Origin of the sequence: Streptomyces sp. NPDC006476 (assembly GCF_040612015.1) — a bacterium.
Taxonomy (GTDB): domain Bacteria; phylum Actinomycetota; class Actinomycetes; order Streptomycetales; family Streptomycetaceae; genus Streptomyces; species Streptomyces griseorubiginosus_B.
Genome location: NZ_JBEXPK010000004.1, coordinates 278,589 through 304,092 on the forward strand (window position 1 = coordinate 278,589; position 25,504 = coordinate 304,092).

Here is a 25,504-nt window from a genome sequence, read left to right on the forward strand (position 1 = left end):
TCCCGGCCGCCCGTCATCCCCCGGCCCCGGCCGCCCCCATCTCTCCATCCCGGCCGCCCCCATCTCTCCATCCCGACCGACGCACCTCGATGGCATGCTGGACGCACGAGGAAGCATCGCGGGGAGCATATGGAGGGCATGGTGACCACGACGTCGGCGCAGACCGCGGACACCGGCGGCACCGGGATGCCGCCCACCGCCCCGCGCCCCATGCGCGCCGACGCCCGCCGCAACTACGACCGCCTGCTCACCGAGGCCCGTGCGGCCTTCGCCACCCACGGCACGGACGCGTCCCTGGAGGACGTGGCCCGCCGGGCCGGCGTGGGCATCGGCACCCTCTACCGCCACTTCCCCAACCGCCACGCCCTGCTGAGCGCGGTCTTCGAGGACGCCGTCAACGACCTGCTCTCCCGGGCGAGGGAACTCCAGACGGCCCCGGAACCGTGCACGGCACTGGTGACCTGGCTGCGCGAGGTCGTGGCGCACGCCGGCGAATACCGGGGACTGGCCAGGGCGTTGATGTCCGTCTCATCGGACCGGGCCTCGGCCCTCGCCCGTTGCAGCACCCCCATGCGCGAGGCGGGAACGGCCTTGCTGACCCGAGCCCAGCAGGCCGGCAGAATCCGCGCGGACGTCGAGATGGGCGACCTGCTCCAACTGACCCACGCGATCGCACTGGCGGCGGAGGAGTCACCGGCAGATCCACAACTGCCGGACAGATTGCTCGATCTGACCCTGAGAGGCTTGAAGGACGCCTGAGGACAACGCCGCTGACGGCGGGGGCCTTACCGCCGCCGCATGTCCGCGACGCGGGCCCGCTCAACCCCGGCGTCCCCCAGCACGGTCGCCGCCCTGAGGCCGGCCCCCGGAACCTGCCGCCGCTGTCCCGGCAGGGCCCGCGCCTGACGCGGGGGGACCGCATCGCCCCCCGGGTCCCCGGAGCCCCCCGACGCCCCCGCCACGGCGATCTGCACGCCCTGGTCCGCCAGGGCCTGCAACTCCGTGGCCGCCCGGTCGTCGTGGGCCGGCGGCTCGTCCGTCACCAGCCGCGTGATCACATCCGTGGGCACGGTCTGGAACATCGTGTCCGTCCCGAGCTTGGTGTGATCAGCGAGTACGACGACCTCCGCGGCCGCCTGGACGAGCGCCCGGTCGACGGAGGCCGACAGCATGTTGGACGTGGACAGCCCGCGCTCCGCGGTGAGCCCGCTCCCGGACAGAAAGGCCCGTGAAACGCGCAGCCCCTGCAGGGACTGCTCGGCCCCACTGCCCACCAGCGCGTAGTTGGACCCACGCAACGTCCCGCCGGTCATCACGACCTCCACCCGGTTGGCATGGGCCAACGCCTGGGCGACGAGCAGGGAGTTGGTGACGACGGTCAGGCCGGGCACCCGGGCGAGCCGGCGGGCCAGCTCCTGCGTGGTCGTACCGGCCCCCACCACGATGGCCTCGCCTTCTTCGACGAAGCCCGCGGCGAGATCGGCGATGGCCGTCTTCTCGGCGGTCGCGAGATGGGATTTCTGCGGAAAGCCGGACTCCCGCGTGAAACCGCCCGGCAGTACCGCACCGCCGTGCCGGCGGTCGAGGAGTCCTTCTGCCTCCAGTGCGCGCACGTCCCGCCGTACGGTCACTTCAGAGGTCTGGACGACGCGGGCGAGCTCACGGAGCGACACGGCCCCGTTCGCTCGCACCATTTCGAGGATCAATTGGCGACGTTCTGCAGCGAACACGAAACTGACAGTAATGCCAACGACCGTCTGCTTTCAGCTGTTTGCGCCGAATAGCAGAAGTTGTTCGCACGCAAGCGCGCCGAGTGGTATAGGGCCTATCCATCCCGCCTATGCCGCACGCACGCTCGACAACTCCCCGTGACCAGCGGGGAATCGCTTTCGGCCGTCAGACCTCGCCACCGGTCTTGCGCGTGTGGAGCTGACGGGCGACCTCCGCGATCGACCCCGAAAGGGAGGGGTACACGGTAAAGGCGTTCGCGATCTGTTCGACCGTCAGATTGTTGTCGACGGCGATCGAGATCGGATGGATCAGTTCCGAGGCGCGCGGCGAGACGACCACACCGCCGACCACGATGCCCGTGCCGGGCCGGCAGAAGAGCTTCACGAAGCCGTCCCGGATGCCCTGCATCTTGGCGCGCGGGTTGCGCAGCAACGGCAGCTTCACCACGCGGGCGTCGATCTTCCCGCCGTCCACGTCCGCCTGGGTGTACCCCACCGTGGCGATCTCGGGGTCGGTGAAGACGTTCGACGACACGGTCTTCAGGTTCAGCGGAGCGACGGCGTCCCCCAGGAAGTGGTACATCGCGATACGTCCCTGCATGGCGGCGACCGACGCGAGGGCGAACACACCGGTCACGTCACCCGCGGCGTACACACCGGGAGCCGTGGTCCTGGACACCTTGTCGGTCCAGATGTGCCCGGACTCCCGCAGCTTGACCCCGGCCTCCTCGAGACCCAGCCCGGCGCTGTTGGGAATGGCACCGACAGCCATCAGGCAGTGCGACCCACTGATGACCCGCCCGTCGGACAGCGTCACCTCCACCCGGTCGCCGACCCGCTTGGCGGCGGCGGCCCGGGAGCGGGCCATGACGTTCATGCCGCGCCGACGGAAGACGTCCTCCAGCACCGCGGCCGCGTCCGGGTCCTCACCCGGCAGCACCCGGTCCCGCGACGACACCAGGGTCACCTTGGACCCGAGCGCCTGGTAGGCGCCGGCGAACTCGGCACCGGTGACACCCGACCCGACCACGATGAGCTCTTCCGGCAGCTCGTCGAGGTCGTAGACCTGGGTCCAGTTCAGGATGCGCTCGCCGTCGGGCTGGGCGTCGGGCAGCTCACGGGGATGCCCACCGGTCGCGATGAGCACGGCGTCCGCGGTCAGCGTCTCCTCGCTCCCGTCGACAGCGGAGACGACGACCTTCCGGGACCCGTCGAGGGCCTGCATGCCCTCCAGCCGCCCGCGCCCGCGCATGACCCGCGCCCCGGCCCGCGTGACGGAGGCGGTGATGTCGTGCGACTGCGCCAGAGCGAGCCGCTTCACACGCCGGTTGACCTTCCCCAGATCAACACCCACCACCCGGGCGGCCTGCTCCAGCGGCGGGGTGTCGTCGGCGACGATGATCCCCAGCTCTTCATACGACGAGTCGAAGGTGGTCATCACCTCGGCCGTAGCAATGAGAGTCTTCGACGGCACGCAGTCGGTCAGCACCGACGCCCCGCCCAGACCGTCGCAGTCGACGACGGTCACCTCCGCGCCGAGCTGGGCGGCCACCAGGGCCGCCTCGTATCCGCCGGGTCCGCCACCGATGATCACGATCCGAGTCACGTACCCCATTGTCCCGCACCGCTCAAGGTGCTACTGCCCGGGGCCGCGGCAACGGGTTGGGCAAGGGGCGCCTGTTCCCTGTGAGCCCCTTGTTCTCCCTGCCGTACCCTCTCCCCATGTCGCTCTACGCCGCGTACGCCGGCAACCTCGACGCGCGGCTGATGACCCGCCGCGCCCCGCACTCGCCGATGCGCGCCACGGGCTGGCTGAACGGCTGGCGGCTGACGTTCGGGGGCGAGCACATGGGCTGGGAGGGCGCCCTGGCGACCATCGCCGAGGACCCCTTCTCCCAGGTCTTCGTCGCCCTGTACGACATCGCGCCGCCCGACGAGGACTCGCTGGACCGCTGGGAGGGCGTGGGCCTCGGCATCTACCGCCGCCTGCGCGTCCGTGTCCACACCCTGGAGGGCGAGGAGTCGGCCTGGCTCTACGTCCTCAACGGCTACGAGGGCGGCCTCCCCTCGGCCCGCTACCTGGGCGAGATCGCGGACGCGGCGGAATCGGCCGGGGCGCCACACGACTACGTGATGGAGCTGCGCAAGCGGCCGTGCTGAGAGGCCCCGCTCCTGGACTCGGAGTATCCACGCCTCAACGGGAGACCCCATGGCCCCGACCACCTACGACGTCCACTACACGGTGCAGGCCGCCGAAGCCCGGGACCGGCTCGACGACCGACAGCGCACCGCGTTCGACAAGGGCATCGCGCTACGATCCGACTCACGCAGAACGTCCTCGTGGAGTACCCGGTGAGTCGCGGCCGACTGCTGATCTTCATCGTCGAGGTCTTCAACGACAACGACGTCCTCATCACCGATGCATGACAGTCGTTGGAAACGACAAGACAACGATCGCCATCCCGTGAGCTCCGTCATCTACGCGCGTAGGACCAGACCGGCTACCCTCAGTCGCGTGAACGCATCTCTTCTTCCGGACGACATCCAGGGCGACCCGCACGCCGCCGCCGACGCCGCCGCCGCGCGCCTGCGCGAACTGACCGGCGCCGAGACCCACGACGTCGCCCTCGTGATGGGCTCCGGCTGGGCACCGGCCGTGGACGCCCTCGGCACTCCCGACGCGGAGCTCCAGGTCACCGAGCTGCCCGGCTTCCCGCCCCCGGCGGTGGAGGGTCACGGCGGCAAGATCCGCTCATACGCCATCGGCGACAAGCGCGCCCTGGTCTTCCTGGGCCGCACCCACTACTACGAGGGCCGCGGCGTGGCGGCGGTGGCCCACGGCGTCCGCACCGCGGTCGCCGCCGGCTGCAAGACGGTGGTCCTCACGAACGGCTGCGGCGGCCTCCGCGAGGGCATGCGCCCCGGCCAGCCGGTCCTGATCAGCGACCACATCAACCTCACGGCCACCTCCCCCATCATCGGCGCGAACTTCGTCGACCTCACCGACCTCTACTCCCCCCGCTTGCGCGCCCTGTGCAAGGAGATCGACCCCACCCTGGAGGAGGGCGTCTACGCCCAGTTCCCCGGCCCGCACTACGAGACCCCGGCCGAGATCCGCATGGCCCGCGTCATCGGCGCGGACCTGGTGGGCATGTCGACGGTCCTGGAGGCGATCGCAGCGCGTGAGGCAGGCGCCGAGGTCCTGGGCATCTCCCTGGTCACGAACCTGGCGGCGGGCATGACGGGCGAGCCCCTGAACCACGAGGAGGTCCTCCAGGCGGGCCGCGACTCGGCGACCCGCATGGGCTCCCTGCTCGCGCAGGTCCTGGACCGCCTCTGAAGGGCGCCGAAGGGGGTCCGCGTTCCGTCGTAGGCGTGTGCGGGCCCGTGGCCGCTCGCGCAGTTCCCTGCGCCCCTGATGGGGTAGCAGTCGCCGTTCGTGCGAAGGGGACGGGGTGAGGGGTGTCCGCCCGCAGTGTCGGGCGTCAACAGACAGCACCGCATGACCACCAGCACCGCCCGACCGAGGACGGACATCCCCCGCCCCGGCCCCGACCCACAATCGAACCGTAGGCGCTACGCGCACCCCCACTAGAGCCGCACATGCGCCGCAGGCACCCGCACCACACGAGACCGGAGACCGACCGTGCACGACGACCTCATCGCACAGGCCCAGACCTGGCTCGCCGAGGACCCCGACCCGGACACCCGCGACGAACTGACCAAGCTCCTGGAGGCCGGCGACCTCACCGACCTCGCCGACCGCTTCGACGGCACCCTCCAGTTCGGCACCGCTGGCCTCCGCGGCGAACTCGGCGCCGGCCCCAACCGCATGAACCGCGCGGTCGTCATCCGCGCGGCCGCCGGTCTCGCCGCGTACCTCAGGAAGCACGGCCACGCCGACGGCCTGGTCGTCATCGGCTACGACGCCCGCCACAAGTCCGCCGACTTCGCCCGCGACACCGCCGCCGTCATGACCGGCGCCGGCCTCAGAGCGGCCGTCCTCCCCCGCCCCCTCCCCACCCCCGTCCTGGCCTTCGCCATAAGGCACCTGGGCGCGGCCGCCGGCGTAGAGGTCACCGCCAGCCACAACCCGCCCCGCGACAACGGCTACAAGGTCTACCTCGGCGACGGCTCCCAGATCGTCCCGCCCGCGGACGCGGAGATCGCGGCGGAGATCCAGGCGATCACGTCCCTCAAGGACGTCAACCGCCCCGACACCGGCTGGGAGACCCTCGACGACACGGTCCTGTCGGCCTACCTCGCCCGCACGGACGCCGTCCTGTCCCCCACCTCCCCCCGCACCGCCCGCACGGTCTACACGGCGATGCACGGCGTCGGCAAGGACACCCTCCTCGCCGCCTTCGCGAGGGCCGGCTTCCCTGAACCAGCCCTCGTCGCCGAGCAGGCCGACCCCGACCCCGACTTCCCGACCGTCGCCTTCCCCAACCCCGAAGAGCCCGGCGCCATGGACCTGGCCTTCGCGAAGGCCCGCGAAACGACCCCGACCCCTGACCTGGTCATCGCCAACGACCCCGACGCGGACCGCTGCGCGGTGGCGGTGAAGACCGGCACGGACTGGCGCATGCTCCGGGGCGACGAGGTCGGCGCCCTCCTCGCCGCCCACCTGGTCCGCCGCGGAGCACAGGGCACCTTCGCCGAGTCGATCGTCTCCTCGTCCCTTCTGGGCCGCATCGCCGAGAAGGCGAACCTCCCGTACGAGGAGACCCTGACCGGCTTCAAGTGGATCGCCCGCGTGGAGGGCCTGCGCTACGGCTACGAGGAGGCCCTCGGCTACTGCGTTGACCCGGACGGCGTACGGGACAAGGACGGCATCACGGCGGCCCTCCTGATCACGGAACTGGCCTCGGTCCTCAAGGAGCAGAACCGCACCCTCCTCGACCTCCTCGACGATCTCGCCGTGGAGCACGGTCTGCACGCGACCGACCAGCTCAGCGTCCGCGTCCAGGACCTCTCCCTCATCGCGGACGCGATGCGCCGCCTGCGCGAACAGCCGCCCACGGAACTCGCGGGCCTGCCCGTCACCAAGGCGGAGGACCTCACTCGAGGCACCGACACACTGCCCCCCACCGACGGCCTCCGCTACACCCTCACCGGCGCCCGCGTCATCGTCCGCCCGAGCGGCACGGAACCGAAGCTGAAGTGCTACCTCGAGGTGGTGATCCCCGTGCAGAACCACGCGGACCTCCCGACGGCCCGCACCAGGGCGACGGAACTCCTGGCGTCGATCAAACGAGACCTCTCGACGGCAGCGGGCATCTGACGAAGCGATCCGTTCCCGGGGTCGGCGTGACGCAGTGGGCGTACACCTCGTACGTCCACGTCCACGTCCACGTGCCCCGCGGGTCGGTGCTTCACCTCACCCGAACCGCCCGTTCACATAGTCCGAAGTCCGTTCGTCCCGCGGCGAGTTGAACATCGCCTCGGTGTCACCGTGTTCGACGATCACCCCGGGCGTGCCCTGCGCGGCGAGGAAGAAGGCGCAGGTGTCGGAGACCCGCGCGGCCTGCTGCATGTTGTGGGTGACGATGACGATGGTGACCTCGGACTTCAGCTCGGCGATGGTCTCCTCGATACGCCGGGTGGACGTCGGGTCGAGCGCCGAGCACGGCTCGTCCATCAGCAGCACCCGGGGCCGTACGGCCAGCGAGCGGGCGATGCACAGCCGTTGCTGCTGCCCGCCGGAGAGCGCACCGCCCGGCTGCCGCAGCCGGTCCTTGACCTCTTTCCACAGGCCCGCCTTGGTGAGGCACTGCTCCACCAGGTCGTCCTTGCCGTCGCGGCCGGCCTTGATGGCGTTGAGCTTGAGACCGGCCACGACGTTGTCGTAGATGGACATCGCCGGGAACGGGTTGGGCTTCTGGAAGACCATGCCGATCTGGCGGCGGGCGTGGGTGATGCGCCGGCCGCGGTCGTAGATGTCCTGCTCGTCGAGGAGCACCCGGCCGGACAGGGCGGCAGAGCCGATCAGTTCGTGCATCCGGTTGAGGATGCGCAGGAAGGTCGACTTGCCGCAGCCGGAGGGGCCGATGAGCGCGGTGACCTCACGGGCGGGCATGGTGAGCGAGACCCGGTCGAGGACCTTGTGGTCGCCGAACCAGGCGGAGACGGAGTCGGCACGCAGGGTGGCGGGTCCGCTGCCCGGTGCGCTTCCCGGGACGGGGTCCTCGACGCGCGGCTGGACGAGGGTGTCGACGAGATCGGTGTTCTCGGTCATTCGGTCGGTCAACTTCCGTGCGAGGGCCGGGGGTTCCGGAGCCCGAGGGTTCACAGCAGGTTCGGCAGCAGGGCGGTGAGGGACTGGGAGTCCGCGAGGCCCAGCGCGAGGAGGACGGGGCCGGCGCAGATCCAGGTCTGCCAGCGGCCCCAGACGCGGAAGGCGAACACCGCGAGCAGCGAGGCGAGCAGCAGGCCCTGCGTCCACAGGAAGACCCCGAGCCAGGCCCGGGGATCGGTGCCGAGAGCCTGTTCGGAGGCGGCGATCCAGCCGGGCCGCAGGTCGCGCGGAGGGTGGGGTTGGACGGGTGTGACCAGCCGGGCGTCGACCCGGAGGACACCGCTCGGGGTGTACGGCGCTCCGGTCGCGGTGATGAGGGTGAGCCGTCCCTGGCTGCCGGTGAGGGGCGCGGGCAGCTCGTCGCCGGCCCGGCGGACGCCGGTGACCTCGTAGACCGACCTGCCCTGGCCGGTGGTGAGTTCGACGCGGGTGCCGGCGGGCAGGTCGCGCAGATGGAGGAAGGGGCTGCCGTAGCCCCATTGGCGGCCCATGATGACGGAGGTTCCGGCCTGGCCCGGCAGCGGGGTGTCACGGCGGTGACCGGGTCCCGACATCAGAACCTCCGAGGTGGTGCCCTCGGCGACGACCTCCTTGACGCCCAGTGCGGGGATCCTCAGCAGGGCGACCGGAGCGCCCGGCTTCAGCAGTCTGCCCTCGTAGTCGCGCTGGCCCACCGGGGCGGTCCCCAGGGCGAGTTGGCGGCGCAGTTCGGCGTAGGCCGTGCGCTGGTCGCGGGCGTGCTGGAGGTGGCCGACGACCGTGAGGTTCGCGGCGAAGCCGAGGAGCACGGCGGCGAGCACGCACACAGCCGCCCCGGCGAGCGCGAGCCCGGGGCGGGCGGGGGGCCGGGGAGCCCGCCGCCGCGGCTGCGGGACGGGCGGGGACGGCGGCGGACCGGGCGGTCCGCCGAGGGGCGCCGACGCGTCGGCCGGCGGCGGGGCGAGGGTGGTCACGATGGCGCTCCTCGAAGCGGGGTTCCTACGACGTGTGGCTCCGACGGCGGGCGGGGTCCGTGGCGCCTCGGTCTGCGTTCTCGCCGCGCCTCCCGCCCGTCCGTCGGCCGGTCAGCGGTGTTGCGGTGTGTCGCCGCCGAAGGTGAGCAGGCCCCTGCGGCGCATGTGGAGTACGAGGGCCGAGCCGGCGGAGAGCAGGGCGAGAGAGCCCAGGCCGATGGCGCCGACCTGGGTGCCGGTCGCCGCCATGGACCCACCGCCACCGCCACCGGTACCGCCGCCCGAGCCGGAGCCGGAGGAGCCGCCGGTGTCCGAACCGCCCCCGGCGCCACCGGTGTCCGTGCCGCCGGTGTCCGAGTCGGAGGCGCTGGGCTCGGGGGACCCGCCGGCGTCCGTACCGGTGGTGAACGCGAAGGCGACGCTGTGTCCGTCCGTCTTGTCTTCGGCGAGCGTCAGTGTGTGGTCGCCGTCCTCGATGTCCTTCGGGACGGTGAACGCGTACTTCTCGACCGTGCCGTCGGAGCCCGCCTTGGCTTCCTTGAAGGTCGCCTCGCTGTCGGCGAGGGTCACCTTGACGGTGGCACCGGCGCCGTAGCCACGGGCGGTGATCTTCACGGTCTGGCCGGCGTCGAGGGCCGGGTCGGTGTCGAGCGGGTTGCCGTCCTCGTCGGTCACGGTGAGGTCGGGGTTCTCGGTGGGGCTGGGGCTGGGGCTGGCCTCGTCGGTGCTGGCGAAGTCGAAGGACGCGAAGACGCCGGTCTTCTCGGAGAAGTGCAGGGAGTGGTCGCCGTTGGGCAGGGCGTTGGGCACGGTGAACGCGTAGTCGGCGACGGCCCCTTCGGCGTTCGCGGTCACGTCGCCGTAGGTGGCGGTGGAGTCGGTGAGGTTGACCTTCGCGGTGGCGGCGGGCGTGAAGCCCTTGACCGTGACCTTCACCTTCTGGCCGATCGTCAGCGTCGGCTTGGCGGCGAGGACCTTGCCGTCGGCGTCCTTGGCGGAGACGACGTAGTCGATGTTGGTGCTGGCCGTGGCGGTCGCGCCGGCGTAGGCGTCGGCGTCCGTGGGCGTGAATGCGGCGCCGTAGGTCAGGGGGCCGCCGATCGCGGGGGCCTTGACGGTGAGCGTGGCCGTACCGCCGGTGACCGGGGCCGTGCCCAGTGAGGTGCCGCCGCTGGTGAACTCCACGGAGCCCGCCGCCGCCGGGGGCGTCACCGTCGCGGTGAGCTTGACGTCCCCGCCCACGGGAACGCCGGTGTCCGCGGTCAGCCCGAGGGTCGTGGCCTGCTGTTCGAGCAGGGTCCAACGGTCGCCCGTGACCCGGACCTTGGCGAGGAACCGGTCGGCGGTGGTGCTGGTGCCGCAGGTGAGGATCACCGTGTACGTGCCGTCGTAGGGTGCCAGGACCCCGGAGGACGTGAGTGCCGACTGCAGGCTCGGCTTGGCCGCCGTCGCCTGGAGGCCGACGGTGATGGGGTCCGCGCCGACGCCGGTCTTGGCCACCGACTGTGCGAGCGGCAGGGACGACGTCGGGGTGGTCGGGTTCACCAGCCGGAGCACGAGGGTCTGCGCGCTGGCCGCGTTGCAGCCGGTGCTCGTGGTGACGGACGTCGTCATGGGGACGTCCGTGATGCTGCCCGAGGCGGGGCTGACCGTGAGCTTGCCCAGATCGGTCGCCGCGCTGGCCCGTCCCGAGAGGCCGACGACGGCGGCCAGGGCGGCGCACAGCAGGGCGAAGCAGGTCAACAGCGCGACGGGAGATCTGAGTTGCGCGGGTCGTGGGTTCATCGGCGGTCCCCCCAAGGGTCTCGGTCAGGGTCGGGGCGGGTCTGCATCGGTCGGGATCGGGTCGAGGTCGGGGTGTGTCGGGTCGGGTCTGTGTCGGAGTCGGCTGTGTCGGGGTCGGCGGGGAAACGCCGTCGGGCCGGGCACCTGGGAGGTGCCCGGCCGGCGTGCGGTCAGGAGGCTGCGATCACTTCTCGCCGGTCAGGGTCGTGCTGCCGCAGGCGCTGCCGAGGGAGCCGAAGCCGTAGGTGGTGATGAGGGAGGTGTTCGCGCACACCTTCGAGCCGGTGCCCACGAAGGTGTCCGCGATCAGCGCGTTCGACAGCTTGGCGGTCGGGACGACGTTGTAGACGTTGCGCAGGTAGGGGAAGGAGGTGTTCAGCGTGAGGTCGCTGTTGCGCGCGGACTTTCCGTCGACGGAGCCGAGCACCGCGTCGCCCCGGCGGTCGTCGACCACGAGGGACTCCTGGGCGGTGTACTGGGCCACGGAGTACGGGAAGATGTCGCCGGCGCTGTCGACGACCGAGCCGTCGTTCTCCTGGATGCCGGAGTTGGTGGTGACGCAGGAGCCGGGGGTGGCCACGCCGATCGAGTTGAGGAAGAAGGCGCGGGTGCCCGAGCTCGACTGCGGCAGGATCGGGGTGAGCGCGACGCCGTTGAGCGAGGTCAGGCTGCACTCGTAGATCGCCTTGAGCTGAGCGGTCGTCAGGTTGTCGGGCAGGGCGCTGCCGGACAGCTTCGACCAGGACACGGCGTCCTTGGCGTACGGGATGAAGGTCAGGTCCGTCGTGGAGGTGTCGGACGGGCCGCGCGAGGAGCGGGCGAAGTCGACGCAGCCGGTGCTGCCGTCCAGGGCGGTGTTCAGCGCGGTGATGCCGGCGCCGGAACCGTCGGGGCGGGTGATCGAGCAGCCGGCGGACTTGGTCTTGACCGTGCTGGAGCCGGTGGCGTTCCAGGAGGCGATGACCTTGCCGTTGCCGTTGGTGATCGCGTCGCCGAGGGCGTTCATGACGTCCTGGGTCGTGTCGGAGCCGACACCTGCCAGCTGACGGTAGTCGGTGGCCGAGGAGGGGTCAGCGTGGGCGGGGGCGGCCACGGCGGCGCCGAGACCGAGGGCGAGAGCACCGACACCGGCACCGAGACGCAGGCGGGACTTGACGTTCACTTGGGTTCTCCTCCGTGGAAACGGATCGAGCAATGGACGTACAAGCAAATCCGGATTCCTTTTCGCCGCCGACCCGTCGGCCGGCCACGCAGAACAATTCCGCAGACTCGTACCGGCGGCCACCAAATCCAGCCGGTATTCAGGTTACGAGTCCGTTTCCTACATCACTCCTAGGGAATTCACCGAACGGCGTACTGTTTTCGGCACACCGACGGCGTACTGATTTCGGCACACGGATTTCCGAAAAGACCTGCCGGAAATCCGCGCGCCGCGGATTTCTCAGCCGCCGGCCGCCCCCCGCAGCGACAGCCGCAGCATGACCGGGCCCACGAGCGAGGCCGCGCCGCCGGCGACGAGGACGCCGAGCAGGACCCAGCGGATCAGCCCGAGCACCTCCGCGGGTGTGTGTCCGCCGGACTGGGCCACGTTCTGCTGGGCGGGGTCGGTCTCCGTCGGGGCCGCCGAGGGCCGGCCGGCGTCCGGCGCGGCGGAGCCCGCCGTACCGCCGGACGTGCCCGCCGAGCCGCGGGCCCCGGAGCCGCCGGCCAGGCCGCCGCCCGCCGCGCCGCCGCCGGTGCCGCCGAGGTCGCCGCCGCCCTGGGAGGGGCCGCCGGACGGCGTCCCGGTGTCCGGTACGCCCTTCACCAGCCGCTCCGCCGCCTGCCGCGCCTGGGTGCGCAGAGCCGTGGGCAGCGGCGCGTAGCCGTACGGCAGCCTGCCCTTCTCGGTGCCCTGGGTCTGCCCGGCGCCGGCCGCGTACCGCATCACCTTGGCGTAGTCCTGCCGGGCGTCCCTGCCCTGGTCGACGGAGGCGGCCGCGTAGACCACCGCGGTCAGCGGGTAGGCGCCGTCCCGCATCCTCGCCGGGTCGGGCGCCTTGACGCCGGCCACGTCCGAGTCGGGCATCTCCGCGACCGCCTTGAGCAGGGACGCGTCGGTCGGCCTGACGTACGTCCCGTCGGCGTTCGGCAGGGCGGCGGTGCCCAGCAGGTAGCGCACCGCGGAGGCGTTGTCCACGACGCCGTACTGTCGCTGGTCCGTCAGGGTCTGCCGGCCCACGGCGGAGAGTTTGGGCCCGCTCTGGTCGATGGCGCACTTGTAGGCGGTCCCGATGTCGCCGCGGCGGATCCGCAGCGCCCCGTCGTGCATGTCGTTGACGTAGGGGACCACGTCCTGCGGGGTGCGGGTGACGGTCTGGCCCGTGGCCACCCCGCAGTCGACCTTCGTAGGCGTGAGATCCGCCTTGGGGAAGAAGTCCAGCGTGTCCGAGACCACGCCGTCCTTGTACGCGGGATTGACCTTCATTCCCCAGGGGTCGGCCTTCCCGGCGACGAAGTCACGGGCGGCGAGGTCCGCCAGAATGTATTTCCACACCAGGCGGGCGGAGTCGGAGTTCTGCAGGGCGACGGCGAGACCCACGGGCGCGTTGACGGCCGCCTGGCCCGCGAGTTCCGGATTGAGTTCGCGGAATTCGGGGTCCTTCACGATCGATTCCGGATTTCCGGAGACGTACGCGGGGACGCCCTCCTCGGGCTGGACGAGGCTGAACGGGTAGGACTGGGTGAGGACCTTGGCCAGCAGCCGCTGGTTGAGCTTGAGCCCCGTCAGAGGCAGGCTCCGGTCGTCCGGACTGTCGTACATCCAGACGAAACCGATCGCGAGGCCGGTGACCGCGACCGGTGCGTGCACCACCTGCGCCGCCCCGTCGACCGCCTCGACGGGGTTCACCGTCAGCGCGAGCCCCGCCACCGAGTCGCCCGAGGTCACCGCGGAGCGGGCCTGGTCCTCGCTGGACTGGGTGAAGCTGAACCGGTAGTTCCCGGTCGCGCACAGCGCGCTCTGCCAGGAGGTGATGGCGTCGGTGGCCAGCTCGGACCCCATGATGCCGCGCTCGGGCTTGTCGGGATCGCAGTTGTCCGTGACCGGCTCGAAGTCCAGCCGGAAGACGATGCGCTGGTCCCAGTTCGACCGGCTGAGCGAGGAGGCTGCCTGGTTGCCCGCGGGGTGGGTCCCGCCGTCGGGGTCGTGGCTGCCGCGGGGCACGACCACCAGCCAGCACGGCTCCATCCCGCCCGAGGCCGTCCTGCGCGCCCCGCAGCCCATCGCGGGCTGCTCCAGGGACGACTTCAGCTCGAAGGCCACGTCGCCGCCGCCGTTGCCGTCGTTCGGCAGGTAGGGGAGGGCGTTGGTGTCCCCGCCGGTGAAGTACGTGGTGTCGGTGCCGCTGGTGGTGGCCTCCCCCTGCCCCGGCACCGGCCGGAAGGGCACGAAGTGGGTGCCGTTGTGGTCGAGCGGAGTCGCGGACTCGGTCTCCAGCGGGTCGCCGACGGAGCCGTGTCCGGCCAGGAACACGGACCGGCCGCTGCCCGACTGCGCGACCGACGAGGTGCCGAACTCGCACTGCGTTCGGTCGGGCCCGGTCGCCTCGTCCCCCCAGCACTGCATGACGGACAGGAAGTCCGTGTCGGAGCGCGTGGCCGGCTCCCCGCCCGCCCAGGTCACCCGCACGGCCTGTCCGGTCAGCCCCTTCGTCTGGTGCACGGTGACCTTCAGGCCGGAGAAGTCGTCGCCGTTCGCCGCCTTCGTGCCGCTCTTGGTCACCACGGAGCTCTCGGTGGCGGCCTGCGCCCGGTCGACGCCCCGGGGCAGCGGCAGCACCGCCAGCAGTAAGGCGGACAGCAGGCAGCCGAGGCCCGCGGCCACCCGGCGACGGCCGGGTGACGTCCTGGTCGTCGGCCGGCTCATCACAGCTCTCCCTTGCGGCGGGTGCGGGCCGCCAGCATCCGCGCGGTGAGCGGCGGCCCGACGACCACCGCGAGGAGCAGGACGGCGGACAGGGCCATCAGGGCGCCGCGCATGCCCAGGCCGTTGTCCGCGGCGAGGGCCACCGGGTTGGCTGCGACGGACGTGTCGCCGGTGCCCGTGCCGTCGCCGCTGACCACTTCGCCGGTGTCGGGGTCGACGGTGCCCCCGGCGGAGCCGCCGGACGCGCCGGACGTGGTGCCGCCGGTCGTTCCACCGCCGCCCCCGCCCGTGCCGCCGGTCGTGGCGGAACCGCCCGTCGAGGAGGAACCACCCGAGGTCCCGGAGCCGCCCGAGGTGTTACCGCCCCGCGCGCCCGGCTTCACCGGGGTGTCCGTGCCCGCGGCGCCCGCGGTGCCGGTGGTGCACTGCGTCGTCCCCTTCTTGTCGCAGGACCGGGGGTAAGGGGCGTTCTTGATCAGGGTGTTGACGCCGCCGGAGAAGGTGGGGTTGCGGCAGTCGTTGATGTTGATCGAGCCGGTCGGCGCGCCCGGCACCCTGCGGATCTGGTCGAAGCCGGCCTGGACGAGGTTCTTCGGCAGCGGCGAGTAGCCGAGGTCGTCCGCCTGCTGCTGGCCGTCGCACAGGAAGTAACGGGCGAACGTGCCCAGGGAGTTGCCCTTGGCCTTGGTGAAGCCGGACTCCTCCTTCGTCGGCAGGATCATGTAGCTGTAGCTGGAGAGCGGATAGGTGCGGGCGTCCGGGTTGGCGTAGACCTTGTCGAGGATCTGCGTCAGGTAGTTGACGGACGACTTGTTCTGGTTGATCTCGGCCTTGGTCAGGGCCACCGCGACGCTCGCGGCGGTCGGCTCGACGTAGTAGTTGTCCTTGTTGAGCACCTTGGCCACCGGGAAGCCGGTGTTCTTGGCGTAGGAGTACTCGACGTAGGTGATCGCGCCCTCGCCGGAGGGCTGGCGGACATGTCCGGAGACGCCCAGCGAGCCGGACTTGGAGATCATCGCGGAGCCGCTGAGCAGCGGGTAGTTGGAGGTCATGCCGCAGTTGCCGCCGCCGCGCCCGGTGCGTGAGCAGTAGTCGTTCCACAGGGCCGGGTACTGCTTGGACATCCACATGGTGAACTGGGCGCTGGTGCCGGATCCGTCGGAGCGGACGACCGGGACGATCGCGCGGGCCGGCATGGTCAGACCGGGGTTGTCGGCGGCGATGGCGGGGTCGTTCCAGCGGGTGATCCGGCCCGTGAAGATCTTGGTCACGACGTCCCCGGACAGGCGGAGGTTGGTGACCATCTTTCCGTTGATCTTGAGGTTGTACATGAACGCTGTACCGCCGGCCACGATCGGCATGTACGCGTAGCCGCGGCTCGGCGGGGTGTCCGTGATGCCCTGTTCCTTCAGGCCGTACGGGATCTCGGAGACCGCGAAGTCGACGGTGCCGTTCTTGAACTGCTCGCGGCCCTGCGAGGAGCCGTTGGCCGTGAAGTTGACGGTCATGCCGTAGTTGGCCTTGACGTTGCGGACCCACTGCTGGACGGCGTTGGAGCTCCAGGTCGAGCCGGAGCCGGTGATCTTGGCGTAGGAGGCCGCCGCGGCGGGCGGCGTCTGCACGGCCAGCAGGCCGCACAGCAGTGACAGCACGGTGGCCGCCAGACGGAAGCGAGTGGCGGGTTTCAGGACGGACTCCCGGGTTCGGTACGGACGGGGGGGTGCGGGGCGGCCGTGCGCTCGGCGAACCGACGCGCGTCACGGCGCGAGGCGAGTACCCGGCGGTGTTCCTGACGGCGCGTCAACTGCCCAGGTCCGCGGCCGCCGATGACACGGGCGGCGACGAACAGCAGCAGCACCAGCGCCATCAGCAGGGCCGCCGTACCGAAGCCGCGCGAGATCATCGTCGGCTCGGGCGACTTGACGAACTCGAAGGTGGCGAGCGGCAGGGAGACCATCGGGCCGTGCAGCGGGTCGAGGTTGAGCTCGGAGGTGAAGCCCGCGGTCAGCAGCACGGGCGAGGTCTCGCCGATGCCGCGCGCGGTGCCGAGGATCACGGCGGTGGTCAGCCCGGAGCGGCAGGTCGGCAGCACCACGTGCCACACCGTGCGCCAGCGGCTCGTGCCCATGGCGTACGACGCCTCGCGCAGCGTTCCGGGCACCAGGCGGATGACGACGTCGGCGGCCCGGATGATGATCGGCAGCATCATCACCGACAGGGCGAGGGCGGCGGCGAGTCCCGACTGGTCGAGGCCGAGCCCGAGGATGGCGGTGGCGTAGACGAACAGGCCGGCGACGATCGACGGCAGCGCGGTCATCGCCTCGACGATGGTGCGTACGAACCGGGCGTAGGGGCCGGGCACCTCGGTGAGGAAGACCGCGCAGACCAGCCCGGTCGGCACGGTGACCGCCAGCGCGAGCACGATCATGATCAGGGTGCCGGCCGCGGCGTGCAGCGCTCCGCCCACACTGAGCGGTTCCAGCGGCCCGGCCCGTTGCATGTCCTCGGTGAAGAAGTTCGCGTGCACCAGCGCCTTGCGGCCCTCGACGAGGGCGTAGCAGACGACGAAGGTGAGGATCACCACGAGCAGCAGGCCCATCGACCGCACCACCGCCGCCGCGATCCGGTCGACGACGGCGGGTCCGTCCTCGTCGAAGGAGACCAGCAGCGCGTAGATCAGCAGGAAGAGGCCGTACGCCACGACGACGAAGCCGACGGCGCCGTCGAACGGCAGCAGCCGGGTGAACAGCAGCCACGTCAGCGCCACCGCGGAGGCGGCCGCGCCGGTCATGGCGTAGACGTCGGTGGCGCGCAGCTGCGTCAGGGCGCGGCGTCGCTCAGCGCCGGGTTCGGCGGCGTGCGGCGGGCCGGGCAGCGTGGTGCGCGGGCGGCCGGCCGCCGGACGCGCGCCGGGCGCTTCGGGGGCAACGGTCATGGTCGCTTCTTCCTGTACGGCGGTGGGGTGGGCCTCAGGCGTCGCTCGCCGCGCCCGAGCGCGACCGGGCGACGATGGAGGAGGCGGCGAAGTTGACGATCAGCGTCATCACGAACAGGGCGAAACCGGCCGCCATCAGCGCGGACATGCCGAACTCACTGGCCTCGCCGTAGCGCAGGGCGATCAGCGAGGAGACCGAGCTGGTACCTGACTGCAGGACGTGCCACTGGATGTCGAAGGTCAGCGAGATGATCACGAAGATGGCGATGGTCTCGCCGAGCGCGCGGCCGAGCCCGAGCATGGTGCCGCCGATCATCCCGCCGCGCCCGAACGGCAGGACGACGCTGCGGATCATGCCCCATCGGGTGGCGCCGAGCGCGTAGGCGCCCTCGCGTTCACCGGCGGGTGCCTGGGAGAAGACCTCGCGCATGATCGAGCAGATGATCGGGGCGATCATCATGCCGACGACCAGGCCGGCGATGAACGTCGAGGAGGTGTAGACGCTCTCGGGCGCGAGGGGGTCGTCGGGATCGGCGCCCCGGACGGAGAAGACGGGGATCCAGCCGAGGTAGGCGGAGATCCAGCGGGCGGTGGGCAGGACCTTGTCCTGCAGGAAGAACACGCCCCACAGTCCGTAGACCACGGAGGGGACGGCGGCCATCAGGTCGACGACGCTGATCAGCGTCCGGCGCAGCCGCGCCGGGGCGTACTCGGAGATGTACAGCGCCGCGCCGGTGGCCAGTGGTACGGCGACCAGGACCGCGACGGTCGCGATCAGCACGGTGCCGACGAGCACGGCCGCGATGCCGAACCGCCCGGCGTCCGGGGCCCACTCGGCGGTGGTCAGGAAGGAACAGCCGGCCTTGTCCAGTGCCAGCCAGGCCCGGTAGAGCAGGAAGCCGCCGACGAGCAGCATGACGGCGAGCACGAAGCCGCCGCCGGAGCGCAGCACCGCGCGGAAGACCCGGTCGGTCAGCCCGGGATCGGCGTACAGACGTCTCGGTGCGTCGGGGTCGCCGACGTCGGTTCTCAGCACAGACACGTTTCAGACACTCAGTGCCATCGGTTGACATGCCCATCCCGAAACGTGAACGAGAGGTTCCCTGGGGGGAACTTCCGTCACCTCGGCGTCTTCACGTCTCGCCCCATAATTCCGGTCCCGCGCCGACGAGTTCGGGCAATAACGCGCGGAAGCGGTCGTACGCGGCCCGGCAGGTCGCGTGCCGCTCGTACGTGCGCGGCGATCCGGCCACATGCCGGCCGGCCGCGTCCCAGGCCAGCCACACCCAGCCGCCCTCTGTGCTGTGCTGCACACCGCCGCCGATCTCGCCGTGCTCCGCGCACAGCCGCACGAACGCGGCGCGACATCGGTCGTGGGTGTCCTGCGAGGTCAGCGACACCGCGACGGAGCGCCCGTTGGGTGCCACCAGCCGCCAGCCGAACCCGCCCGCACCGTTGATGTCGATCTGGCATCGCATGCCCGCCGCGACGGCAGGTCTTGCCGTCCCCCCGGACCAGTCCATGTCCCCACCCCCGCCGCCCATCGTTGAGTAAAATCCGCAGGTACGGCGCTATGGGTGGCATGGGCAATCTACTGATACGGGTATGACGGCGATCGGACAAATGCATCGGCCGCGCCCATGCTTCATGTCGAAGTATCCCCTCGGTAACCCCTAGGAAAGCCGCAGGGAAAGCGCTCGCTGAGTCAGTGGGACAACGTTGCCAAAAGGGGCGAGCCAGCCCGGCCGTAGCCGGCCCCGCTCACCCCACCGCCAGCAGAATGGCCAGCAGCAGCGCCCCGGCCAGCGCCGGCCCGGCGACCTCGTACGCCCAGCGGACCGTGACCTCGCCCTGCGCGCTCTCCGCCTCGCCCTTGGTCTCCATCAGTTCGCGCAGGTCGTCCATGATCTTGTCGGCCTCGGCGCGCGCGGGACCCTCCGGTGCGGCGGTGCCGCGCGGGTAGCCGCCACCGCCCAGCGCGCCCATACCGCCGAAGCCGCCGAAGCCGCCCCGGCGGGGCCGTCCACCGGCCTCGGCGGAGCGGTCGGCCGCCGACCTGGCCTCCTGACGGGCCGCCCGCTTGCGGGCCCGCAGGGAGACGGGGACGGCCCACAGCTGGTACTTGGTGCCGGACTTGGCGACGACCTCGTTCGAGTAGCCGGACCGCAGCGCCGCGGCCTCACCCCAGGGGACGACGATCACCCGGAAGGGGTTGCGGATGCGCAGCCGTTCCTCGTTGGCGTGGACGGCGGGGCGGAGGGTGAAGGCGACGACCAGCGGCACGACGAGGATCAGGGTGGCCAGTGCGAGCCAGGGGGTGCGGCCGTGGCCGGCGACGATGGCGTCGATGCCGAGCCAGGCGGCGATGGCCAGCAGCAGCACACCACCGGCGATGCCGGCGGAGGATCGGTAGATCCGGTCGGGGGTCGTCATGCTGCGATTGTGCCTCAGCCCCACAACGAGCCGTTCCTCGGCTTCACGGCGAGCTGCTCCTCCGCCTCACCCAGAGCCGTTCCTCAGCCTCAGCAGAGCCGTTCGTCGGGCTGTACAGCCGCTACGCGCGTAGATATGCTCGTCTGGTGACCATGCCCACCAATGCACCTACCGCAGCCCACGCACTGACGGACGTCACCGCGTCCGGCGCCACGCTGCGCCGCTTCCTGCACGGGCTGCCCGGCGTCGACGCGGTCGGCCTGGAGGCGCGGGCCGCCTCGCTCGGGACCCGTTCCATCAAGACGACCGCGAAGGCGTACGCCATCGACCTCGCCATCTCGATGGTCGACCTGACGACGCTGGAAGGCGCGGACACCCCGGGCAAGGTCCGGGCGCTCGGCGCCAAGGCGGTCCGCCCCGACCCGACGGACCGGACGACCCCCTCGACCGCGGCCGTCTGCGTCTACCCCGACATGGTGCCCGCCGCGAAGGCGGCCGTCGCCGGCTCCTCCGTGAAGGTCGCCTCCGTCGCCACCGCCTTCCCGGCCGGCCGCGCGCCGCTGTCCGTGAAGCTGGCCGACGTGCGCGAGGCGGTCGCCGCGGGCGCCGACGAGATCGACATGGTCATCGACCGCGGGGCCTTCCTCGCGGGCGACTACCTCAAGGTGTACGACGAGATCACGGCCGTGAAGGAGACCTGCGGGTCCGAGGCCCGGCTCAAGGTCATCTTCGAGACCGGCGAGCTGTCGACGTACGACAACATCCGGCGCGCGAGCTGGCTCGGCATGCTGGCCGGCGCCGACTTCATCAAGACGTCCACCGGCAAGGTGGCGGTGAACGCGACCCCGGCGAACACCCTGCTGATGCTGGAGGCGGTGCGCGACTTCCGTGCGCAGACCGGCGTCCAGGTCGGCGTGAAGCCGGCCGGCGGCATCCGCACCTCCAAGGACGCCATCAAGTTCCTCGTGCTGGTCAACGAGACCGCCGGCGAGGACTGGCTGGACAACCACTGGTTCCGCTTCGGCGCCTCCTCGCTCCTGAACGACCTGCTGATGCAGCGTCAGAAGCTGGCCACCGGCCGCTACTCCGGCCCCGACTACGTGACGGTGGACTGATCACCATGGCATCCGCATTCGAGTACGCGCCCGCCCCTGAGTCCCGCGCGATCGTCGACATCGCACCCTCCTACGGCCTGTTCATCGACGGCGAGTTCGTGGAGGCGGCCGACGGCAAGGTCTTCAAGACGGTCTCCCCCAGCACCGAGGAGGTGCTGTCGGAGGTCGCGCAGGCCGGCGCCGAGGACGTCGACCGTGCCGTGCGGGCCGCCCGCAAGGCCTTCGAGAAGTGGTCGGCGCTGCCCGGCGCCGAGCGCGCCAAGTACCTGTTCCGGATCGCGCGGATCATCCAGGAGCGGTCGCGCGAGCTCGCCGTCCTCGAAACCCTCGACAACGGCAAGCCGATCAAGGAGACCCGCGACGCGGACCTCCCCCTGGTCGCCGCGCACTTCTTCTACTACGCGGGCTGGGCCGACAAGCTCGACCACGCCGGGTTCGGCGCCTCGCCGAAGCCGCTGGGCGTCGCAGGCCAGGTCATCCCCTGGAACTTCCCGCTGCTGATGCTGGCGTGGAAGATCGCCCCGGCGCTCGCCACCGGCAACACCGTGGTCCTCAAGCCCGCCGAGACGACCCCGCTGTCCGCCCTGTTCTTCGCGGACGTCTGCCGCCAGGCCGGTCTGCCCAAGGGTGTCGTCAACATCCTTCCCGGTTACGGCGACACGGGCGCCGCGCTGGTCGCGCACCCGGACGTGAACAAGGTGGCCTTCACCGGCTCCACGGCCGTCGGCAAGGAGATCGCGCGAACGGTCGCGGGCACCCGCAAGAAGCTCACCCTCGAACTGGGCGGCAAGGGCGCCAACATCGTCTTCGACGACGCCCCGATCGACCAGGCGGTGGAGGGGATCGTCAACGGGATCTTCTTCAACCAGGGCCAGGTGTGCTGCGCCGGCAGCCGGCTGCTCGTCCAGGAGTCGATCGAGGAGGAGCTGCTTCAGTCCCTGAAGCGCAGGCTCTCCACGCTCCGGCTCGGCGATCCGCTGGACAAGAACACGGACATCGGCGCGATCAACTCCGAGGAGCAGCTCTCCCGTATCACCCGGCTCGTGGAGCAGGGCGAGGCGGAGGGCGCCGAACGCTGGTCGCCGGCCTGTGAACTGCCCTCCTCCGGCTACTGGTTCGCCCCGACGCTCTTCACGAACGTCACCCAGGCGCACACCGTGGCCCGCGACGAGATCTTCGGCCCGGTCCTGTCGATCCTCACCTTCCGCACTCCGGACGAGGCGGTGGCCAAGGCGAACAACACGCCGTACGGCCTGTCCGCGGGCGTCTGGACGGAGAAGGGCTCGCGCATCCTGGCGGTCGCGAACAAGCTCCGGGCCGGCGTCGTCTGGTCCAACACGTTCAACAAGTTCGACCCGACCTCGCCGTTCGGCGGTTACAAGGAGTCGGGCTTCGGCCGCGAGGGCGGCCGCCACGGCCTGGAGGCATACCTCGATGTCTGATCGCCTGTCTGTCTTCAAGACCTACAAGCTGTACGTCGGCGGGAAGTTCCCGCGTTCCGAGAGCGGCCGGGTGTACGAGGTGAGCGACTCCAAGGGCAACTGGCTGGCGAACGCGCCCCTTTCGTCCCGCAAGGACGCCCGTGACGCGGTGGTGGCGGCCCGCAAGGCGTTCGGTGCCTGGTCCGGAACGACCGCCTACAACCGCGGTCAGGTCCTCTACCGGGTCGCGGAGATGCTGGAGGGCCGCAAGGCGCAGTTCGTCCACGAGGTGGCGGACGCGGAGGGACTGTCGAAGTCCAAGGCGGCCGAGCAGGTCGAGGCGGCGATCGACCGCTGGGTCTGGTACGCGGGCTGGACGGACAAGATCGCGCAGGTGGTGGGCGGCGGAAACCCGGTCGCGGGCCCGTACTTCAACCTCTCCTCGCCCGAACCGACGGGCGTGGTGGCCGTCCTGGCCCCGCAGGATTCGCCCTTCCTCGGCCTGGTCTCCGTGGTGGCGCCGGTGATCGCGACGGGCAACACGGCGGTGGTGGTGGCGAGCGAGAAGTCCCCGCTCCCGGCCCTGTCCCTCGCCGAGGTCCTGGCGACCTCGGACGTCCCCGGCGGTGTGGTCAACGTCCTGTCCGGCCGTACGGCGGAGATCGCGACGCCGCTGGCGGCCCACCAGGACGTCAACGCGATCGATCTCGCGGGTGCGGACGAGGTCCTGGCGAAGGAACTGGAGATCGCGGCGGCGGACAACCTGAAGCGGGTCCTTCGTCCACAGCCTGTGGACAACTGGCTCGCCACCCCCGGCACCGACCGCCTGACGGCGTTCCTGGAAACGAAGACGGTCTGGCACCCCACGGGCTCCCTGGGCGCGTCGGGTTCGTCCTACTGACCCCCACGAACCGAGCCGCGCCTCCCCTCCGTCCGGGGGAGGCGCGGCTCACTAGTTCGATAAATTGCTCACTAGATGAATCTTCTGTAGGGTCTGCCCATGGTTGAGATCGCCATCAGCGCCGCCCGTTCCCAGCTCGGCGACCTGGTCCGTCGCGCCGCCCACGGCCGCGAGACCATCGCCCTCACCGACCACGGCCACGTGGCCGCCCTCCTCGTGTCGCCGCAGGTGATAGAGGATCTCGAAGACGCCCTCGTGTTTGCGGACTACCAACGACGCAAGGCGGAAGGGACCCTGGAGCCGGGCATCCCACATGAGGAAGTCGGCCGGATGCTGGGGCTGCGGTAAGTGGCCTACGAGATCGTCTGGGAGCCCCGCGCGACCAACGCGGCCGCGCGGTTCCTCAAGGAGGATCCAGCGGGACTGGCCGCCGTTTACGAGGCCGTAGACGCTTTGGCCACTCAGCCTCGCCCACCGGGCTCCATCCCCTACGGCTCGCCCGACCTTCGGCGCCTGCACGTCGGCGACTACCGAGTCCTGTACGTCATCGACGATGACGTGATCCACATTCTGGTCACCCACCTCGGCCGCACCCCCTGACAGAAACCAAGAGCCGCGCCTCCCCATCTACCCGGGGAAGCGCGGCTCTTGGTTGTGGGTCAGTGGTTCAGGAGGGTGGTGGCCTGGCCGAGGACCGGGATGCTGCCGATCGACTGGGCCTCGGCGATCGGGCCGGTCAGGGCCTGGGAGGCGAGGGGCTGGAAGTCGGCGAGCTGGGTGGCCACGCCGTTGTCGAGGGGGTCGACGCCGGTGCCCGCGAGGGGGTTGGGCTTGAGGCCGGCGACGGGACCGGTGACGTAGCCGACCACGCCGGTGACGGCCTGGAGACCGGCGTGGGGGTCGACGCGGCCGAGCGACGTGGGCCGGGTGTGCACCACCTCGTTCACCACCGGCGCGGTGTCCGCGGAGGCCGTCGCGGCACCCGCGCCGAGCGCCACCCCTGCCGTGGCGAGGGCGACGAGGGCGCGCTGGGCGGTCGGGGTCGGGGAGGACGTGTGTCGGGCCATCGCTGGTGCCACCTTCTGGTGCGCAGGGTGATCAGGTCGACACGAAGGGTAGTTGAGGTGTGACGCACGCTCCAAAGCCGACCCGCGGGGTCGATCAGGCGTACGGAATACGTCAAACTGGTGTCCCGTGAGCATCCATCTCCCCTCCCCCGCCCGCGTCGTGCTGCTGTGCGGCCCCTCGGGCTCGGGCAAGTCCCTGGTCGCCGCCCGCTCCGGCCTCCCCGTGCTGCGCCTCGACGACTTCTACAAGGAGGGCGACGACCCGACACTGCCGCTGGTGGCGGGAAGCTCCGACATCGACTGGGACCACCCGGGCTCCTGGGACACGGACGTCGCGGTCGCGGCCATCGAGGAACTGTGCCGCACGGGCCGTACGAAGATCCCGGTCTACGACATCTCCCTCTCCGCCCGCACCGGCGAGGAGACCGTGGACATCGGCCGCACGCCCCTCTTCATCGCCGAGGGCATCTTCGCCGCCGAGATCGTCGACCGCTGCCGGGAGTTGGGCCTGCTGGCCGACGCGCTGTGCCTGAACCGCGGCCCGGTGCGCACGTTCCGCCGCCGCTTCCTGCGCGACCTGAAGGAGGGCCGCAAGTCGGTGCCCTTCCTCCTCCGCCGCGGCTGGCGTCTGATGCGGCAGGAACGCACGATCATCGCCCGCCAGACCTCCCTCGGCGCCCACCCCTGCGACAAGGACGAGGCCCTCGGCCGTCTGGCCGCGGCTGCGGTGGGCCGGCGCCCGGCGGCGACCCCGACCCCCTGAGCCGAGTACCGCTGAGCGCACGCGAAAGCGGGACTGGACGGACCCCCCGGCCCTCCAGCCCCGCTCTCCCCCGTGCCCCCGTGGTGGTGCTTCCCCCGTGTCCCCGTTATCTTCTTCGCGGTCCTGCAAGAGGGCCGCTGGCCTCCGGGCCCGGCATGACTGTGTCCCCCTGTCGAGCGGATGACCTGGGGGGTGG

Annotated in this window: 24 protein-coding genes; 11 read left to right on the forward strand and 13 right to left on the reverse strand. The window is 71.1% G+C overall.

Annotated elements, in window-relative coordinates; translation table 11 throughout:
• Positions 1 to 210: 210 nt before the first annotated feature.
• Positions 211 to 759, forward strand: coding sequence for a TetR/AcrR family transcriptional regulator (locus ABZZ74_RS07030; RefSeq protein WP_133049992.1), 549 nt, complete (start codon positions 211 to 213; stop codon positions 757 to 759).
• Between the two features lie 26 nt (positions 760 to 785).
• Here ABZZ74_RS07030 and ABZZ74_RS07035 read toward each other — a convergent pair whose 3' ends face one another.
• Both ABZZ74_RS07035 and ABZZ74_RS07040 read right to left on the reverse strand, forming a co-directional pair.
• Positions 786 to 1,706 carry a DeoR/GlpR family DNA-binding transcription regulator gene (locus ABZZ74_RS07035; RefSeq protein WP_356762313.1) on the reverse strand — a complete coding sequence of 307 codons (921 nt, stop codon included), beginning with the start codon at positions 1,704 to 1,706 and terminating at the stop codon, positions 786 to 788.
• 190 nt (positions 1,707 to 1,896) lie between these two features.
• Positions 1,897 to 3,345 carry an NAD(P)H-quinone dehydrogenase gene (locus tag ABZZ74_RS07040; RefSeq protein WP_356762278.1) on the reverse strand — a complete coding sequence of 483 codons (1,449 nt, stop codon included), beginning with the start codon at positions 3,343 to 3,345 and terminating at the stop codon, positions 1,897 to 1,899.
• A gap of 107 nt (positions 3,346 to 3,452) precedes the next feature.
• Between ABZZ74_RS07040 and ABZZ74_RS07045 the strand changes: the two genes are divergently transcribed.
• The 4 genes from ABZZ74_RS07045 to ABZZ74_RS07060 all read left to right on the forward strand — a co-directional run bounded on the left by ABZZ74_RS07045 (position 3,453) and on the right by ABZZ74_RS07060 (position 7,014).
• On the forward strand, positions 3,453 to 3,890 hold the full coding sequence (locus tag ABZZ74_RS07045; protein ID WP_356762279.1) for a gamma-glutamylcyclotransferase: 438 nt from the start codon (positions 3,453 to 3,455) through the stop codon (positions 3,888 to 3,890).
• A gap of 49 nt (positions 3,891 to 3,939) precedes the next feature.
• Positions 3,940 to 4,086 (forward strand): hypothetical protein, encoded by a 147-nt coding sequence (locus ABZZ74_RS07050; protein WP_356762280.1) that lies wholly within the window; start codon positions 3,940 to 3,942, stop codon positions 4,084 to 4,086.
• 159 nt (positions 4,087 to 4,245) lie between these two features.
• On the forward strand, positions 4,246 to 5,070 hold the full coding sequence (locus ABZZ74_RS07055) for a purine-nucleoside phosphorylase (protein ID WP_133049985.1): 825 nt from the start codon (positions 4,246 to 4,248) through the stop codon (positions 5,068 to 5,070).
• Between the two features lie 306 nt (positions 5,071 to 5,376).
• Positions 5,377 to 7,014 (forward strand): phospho-sugar mutase, encoded by a 1,638-nt coding sequence (locus ABZZ74_RS07060; protein WP_356762281.1) that lies wholly within the window; start codon positions 5,377 to 5,379, stop codon positions 7,012 to 7,014.
• A 96-nt stretch (positions 7,015 to 7,110) separates the two neighbouring features.
• Here the strand turns inward: ABZZ74_RS07060 and pstB are convergent, their stop codons facing one another.
• From pstB to ABZZ74_RS07110, 10 genes are all read right to left on the reverse strand, one after another.
• Complete coding sequence (pstB, locus tag ABZZ74_RS07065) at positions 7,111 to 7,968, reverse strand: phosphate ABC transporter ATP-binding protein PstB (protein ID WP_356762282.1); 858 nt, start codon at positions 7,966 to 7,968, stop codon at positions 7,111 to 7,113.
• Between the two features lie 50 nt (positions 7,969 to 8,018).
• A complete protein-coding gene (locus ABZZ74_RS07070; RefSeq protein ID WP_356762283.1) occupies positions 8,019 to 8,981 on the reverse strand; it encodes a class E sortase in 963 nt (320 codons plus the stop codon).
• Positions 8,982 to 9,092: 111 nt separating this feature from the next.
• Complete coding sequence (locus ABZZ74_RS07075; protein ID WP_356762284.1) at positions 9,093 to 10,766, reverse strand: hypothetical protein; 1,674 nt, start codon at positions 10,764 to 10,766, stop codon at positions 9,093 to 9,095.
• 184 nt (positions 10,767 to 10,950) lie between these two features.
• Positions 10,951 to 11,928, reverse strand: coding sequence for a substrate-binding domain-containing protein (locus ABZZ74_RS07080; protein WP_356762285.1), 978 nt, complete (start codon positions 11,926 to 11,928; stop codon positions 10,951 to 10,953).
• A gap of 279 nt (positions 11,929 to 12,207) precedes the next feature.
• On the reverse strand, positions 12,208 to 14,673 hold the full coding sequence (locus ABZZ74_RS07085; protein WP_356762286.1) for a hypothetical protein: 2,466 nt from the start codon (positions 14,671 to 14,673) through the stop codon (positions 12,208 to 12,210).
• The gene (pstS, locus tag ABZZ74_RS07090) at positions 14,673 to 16,325 is read right to left on the reverse strand and encodes a phosphate ABC transporter substrate-binding protein PstS (protein WP_356762287.1); all 1,653 of its coding nucleotides are present in this window, start codon (positions 16,323 to 16,325) and stop codon (positions 14,673 to 14,675) included. The genes ABZZ74_RS07085 and pstS overlap by 1 nt, the downstream gene beginning before the upstream one ends.
• 32 nt (positions 16,326 to 16,357) lie before the next feature.
• A complete protein-coding gene (pstA, locus tag ABZZ74_RS07095; protein ID WP_356762288.1) occupies positions 16,358 to 17,608 on the reverse strand; it encodes a phosphate ABC transporter permease PstA in 1,251 nt (416 codons plus the stop codon).
• 34 nt (positions 17,609 to 17,642) lie between these two features.
• Positions 17,643 to 18,650, reverse strand: a complete 1,008-nt coding sequence (gene pstC / locus ABZZ74_RS07100; protein WP_356762289.1) for a phosphate ABC transporter permease subunit PstC — start codon at positions 18,648 to 18,650, stop codon at positions 17,643 to 17,645.
• Between the two features lie 91 nt (positions 18,651 to 18,741).
• Positions 18,742 to 19,131 (reverse strand): hypothetical protein, encoded by a 390-nt coding sequence (locus ABZZ74_RS07105; protein WP_356762290.1) that lies wholly within the window; start codon positions 19,129 to 19,131, stop codon positions 18,742 to 18,744.
• 238 nt (positions 19,132 to 19,369) lie between these two features.
• A complete protein-coding gene (locus ABZZ74_RS07110; RefSeq protein ID WP_356762291.1) occupies positions 19,370 to 20,041 on the reverse strand; it encodes a PH domain-containing protein in 672 nt (223 codons plus the stop codon).
• Positions 20,042 to 20,193: 152 nt separating this feature from the next.
• Between ABZZ74_RS07110 and deoC the strand changes: the two genes are divergently transcribed.
• The 5 genes from deoC (at position 20,194) to ABZZ74_RS07135 (ending at position 24,078) form a co-directional block, all read left to right on the forward strand.
• Positions 20,194 to 21,156 (forward strand): deoxyribose-phosphate aldolase, encoded by a 963-nt coding sequence (gene deoC, locus ABZZ74_RS07115; protein ID WP_356762314.1) that lies wholly within the window; start codon positions 20,194 to 20,196, stop codon positions 21,154 to 21,156.
• Positions 21,157 to 21,161: 5 nt separating this feature from the next.
• Complete coding sequence (locus ABZZ74_RS07120) at positions 21,162 to 22,598, forward strand: aldehyde dehydrogenase family protein (protein ID WP_356762292.1); 1,437 nt, start codon at positions 21,162 to 21,164, stop codon at positions 22,596 to 22,598.
• Positions 22,591 to 23,478: an aldehyde dehydrogenase family protein gene (locus ABZZ74_RS07125; RefSeq protein ID WP_356762293.1), complete on the forward strand. Its 888-nt coding sequence runs from the start codon at positions 22,591 to 22,593 to the stop codon at positions 23,476 to 23,478. The genes ABZZ74_RS07120 and ABZZ74_RS07125 overlap by 8 nt, the downstream gene beginning before the upstream one ends.
• Positions 23,479 to 23,577: 99 nt before the next feature.
• Positions 23,578 to 23,826 (forward strand): type II toxin-antitoxin system Phd/YefM family antitoxin, encoded by a 249-nt coding sequence (locus ABZZ74_RS07130; protein WP_208782558.1) that lies wholly within the window; start codon positions 23,578 to 23,580, stop codon positions 23,824 to 23,826.
• Positions 23,827 to 24,078, forward strand: a complete 252-nt coding sequence (locus tag ABZZ74_RS07135) for a type II toxin-antitoxin system RelE/ParE family toxin (RefSeq protein WP_356762294.1) — start codon at positions 23,827 to 23,829, stop codon at positions 24,076 to 24,078.
• 59 nt (positions 24,079 to 24,137) lie between these two features.
• On the opposite strand, the gene ABZZ74_RS07140 is transcribed toward ABZZ74_RS07135, so the two are convergent.
• Entirely contained in the window at positions 24,138 to 24,545 is a 408-nt protein-coding gene (locus ABZZ74_RS07140; RefSeq protein ID WP_356762295.1) for a hypothetical protein, read from the reverse strand.
• Between the two features lie 127 nt (positions 24,546 to 24,672).
• Between ABZZ74_RS07140 and ABZZ74_RS07145 the strand changes: the two genes are divergently transcribed.
• Positions 24,673 to 25,308 carry a uridine kinase gene (locus ABZZ74_RS07145; protein ID WP_356762296.1) on the forward strand — a complete coding sequence of 212 codons (636 nt, stop codon included), beginning with the start codon at positions 24,673 to 24,675 and terminating at the stop codon, positions 25,306 to 25,308.
• Positions 25,309 to 25,504 lie beyond the last annotated feature (196 nt).

What these genes read in the sequence shown, in the direction of transcription:
- ABZZ74_RS07140 (WP_356762295.1), bottom strand. Translation starts at nt 24,545, where the DNA reads ATGGCCCGACACACGTCCTCCCCGACCCCGACCGCCCAGCGCGCCCTC.
- ABZZ74_RS07075 (WP_356762284.1), bottom strand. Translation starts at nt 10,766, where the DNA reads ATGAACCCACGACCCGCGCAACTCAGATCTCCCGTCGCGCTGTTGACC.
- ABZZ74_RS07085 (WP_356762286.1), bottom strand. Translation starts at nt 14,673, where the DNA reads ATGAGCCGGCCGACGACCAGGACGTCACCCGGCCGTCGCCGGGTGGCC.
- ABZZ74_RS07050 (WP_356762280.1), top strand. Translation starts at nt 3,940, where the DNA reads ATGGCCCCGACCACCTACGACGTCCACTACACGGTGCAGGCCGCCGAA.
- ABZZ74_RS07130 (WP_208782558.1), top strand. Translation starts at nt 23,578, where the DNA reads ATGGTTGAGATCGCCATCAGCGCCGCCCGTTCCCAGCTCGGCGACCTG.
- ABZZ74_RS07125 (WP_356762293.1), top strand. Translation starts at nt 22,591, where the DNA reads ATGTCTGATCGCCTGTCTGTCTTCAAGACCTACAAGCTGTACGTCGGC.
- ABZZ74_RS07030 (WP_133049992.1), top strand. Translation starts at nt 211, where the DNA reads ATGCGCGCCGACGCCCGCCGCAACTACGACCGCCTGCTCACCGAGGCC.
- ABZZ74_RS07110 (WP_356762291.1), bottom strand. Translation starts at nt 20,041, where the DNA reads ATGACGACCCCCGACCGGATCTACCGATCCTCCGCCGGCATCGCCGGT.
- pstB (WP_356762282.1), bottom strand. Translation starts at nt 7,968, where the DNA reads ATGACCGAGAACACCGATCTCGTCGACACCCTCGTCCAGCCGCGCGTC.
- ABZZ74_RS07120 (WP_356762292.1), top strand. Translation starts at nt 21,162, where the DNA reads ATGGCATCCGCATTCGAGTACGCGCCCGCCCCTGAGTCCCGCGCGATC.
- deoC (WP_356762314.1), top strand. Translation starts at nt 20,194, where the DNA reads ATGCCCACCAATGCACCTACCGCAGCCCACGCACTGACGGACGTCACC.
- pstA (WP_356762288.1), bottom strand. Translation starts at nt 17,608, where the DNA reads ATGACCGTTGCCCCCGAAGCGCCCGGCGCGCGTCCGGCGGCCGGCCGC.
- ABZZ74_RS07105 (WP_356762290.1), bottom strand. Translation starts at nt 19,131, where the DNA reads ATGGACTGGTCCGGGGGGACGGCAAGACCTGCCGTCGCGGCGGGCATG.
- ABZZ74_RS07045 (WP_356762279.1), top strand. Translation starts at nt 3,453, where the DNA reads ATGTCGCTCTACGCCGCGTACGCCGGCAACCTCGACGCGCGGCTGATG.
- ABZZ74_RS07040 (WP_356762278.1), bottom strand. Translation starts at nt 3,345, where the DNA reads ATGGGGTACGTGACTCGGATCGTGATCATCGGTGGCGGACCCGGCGGA.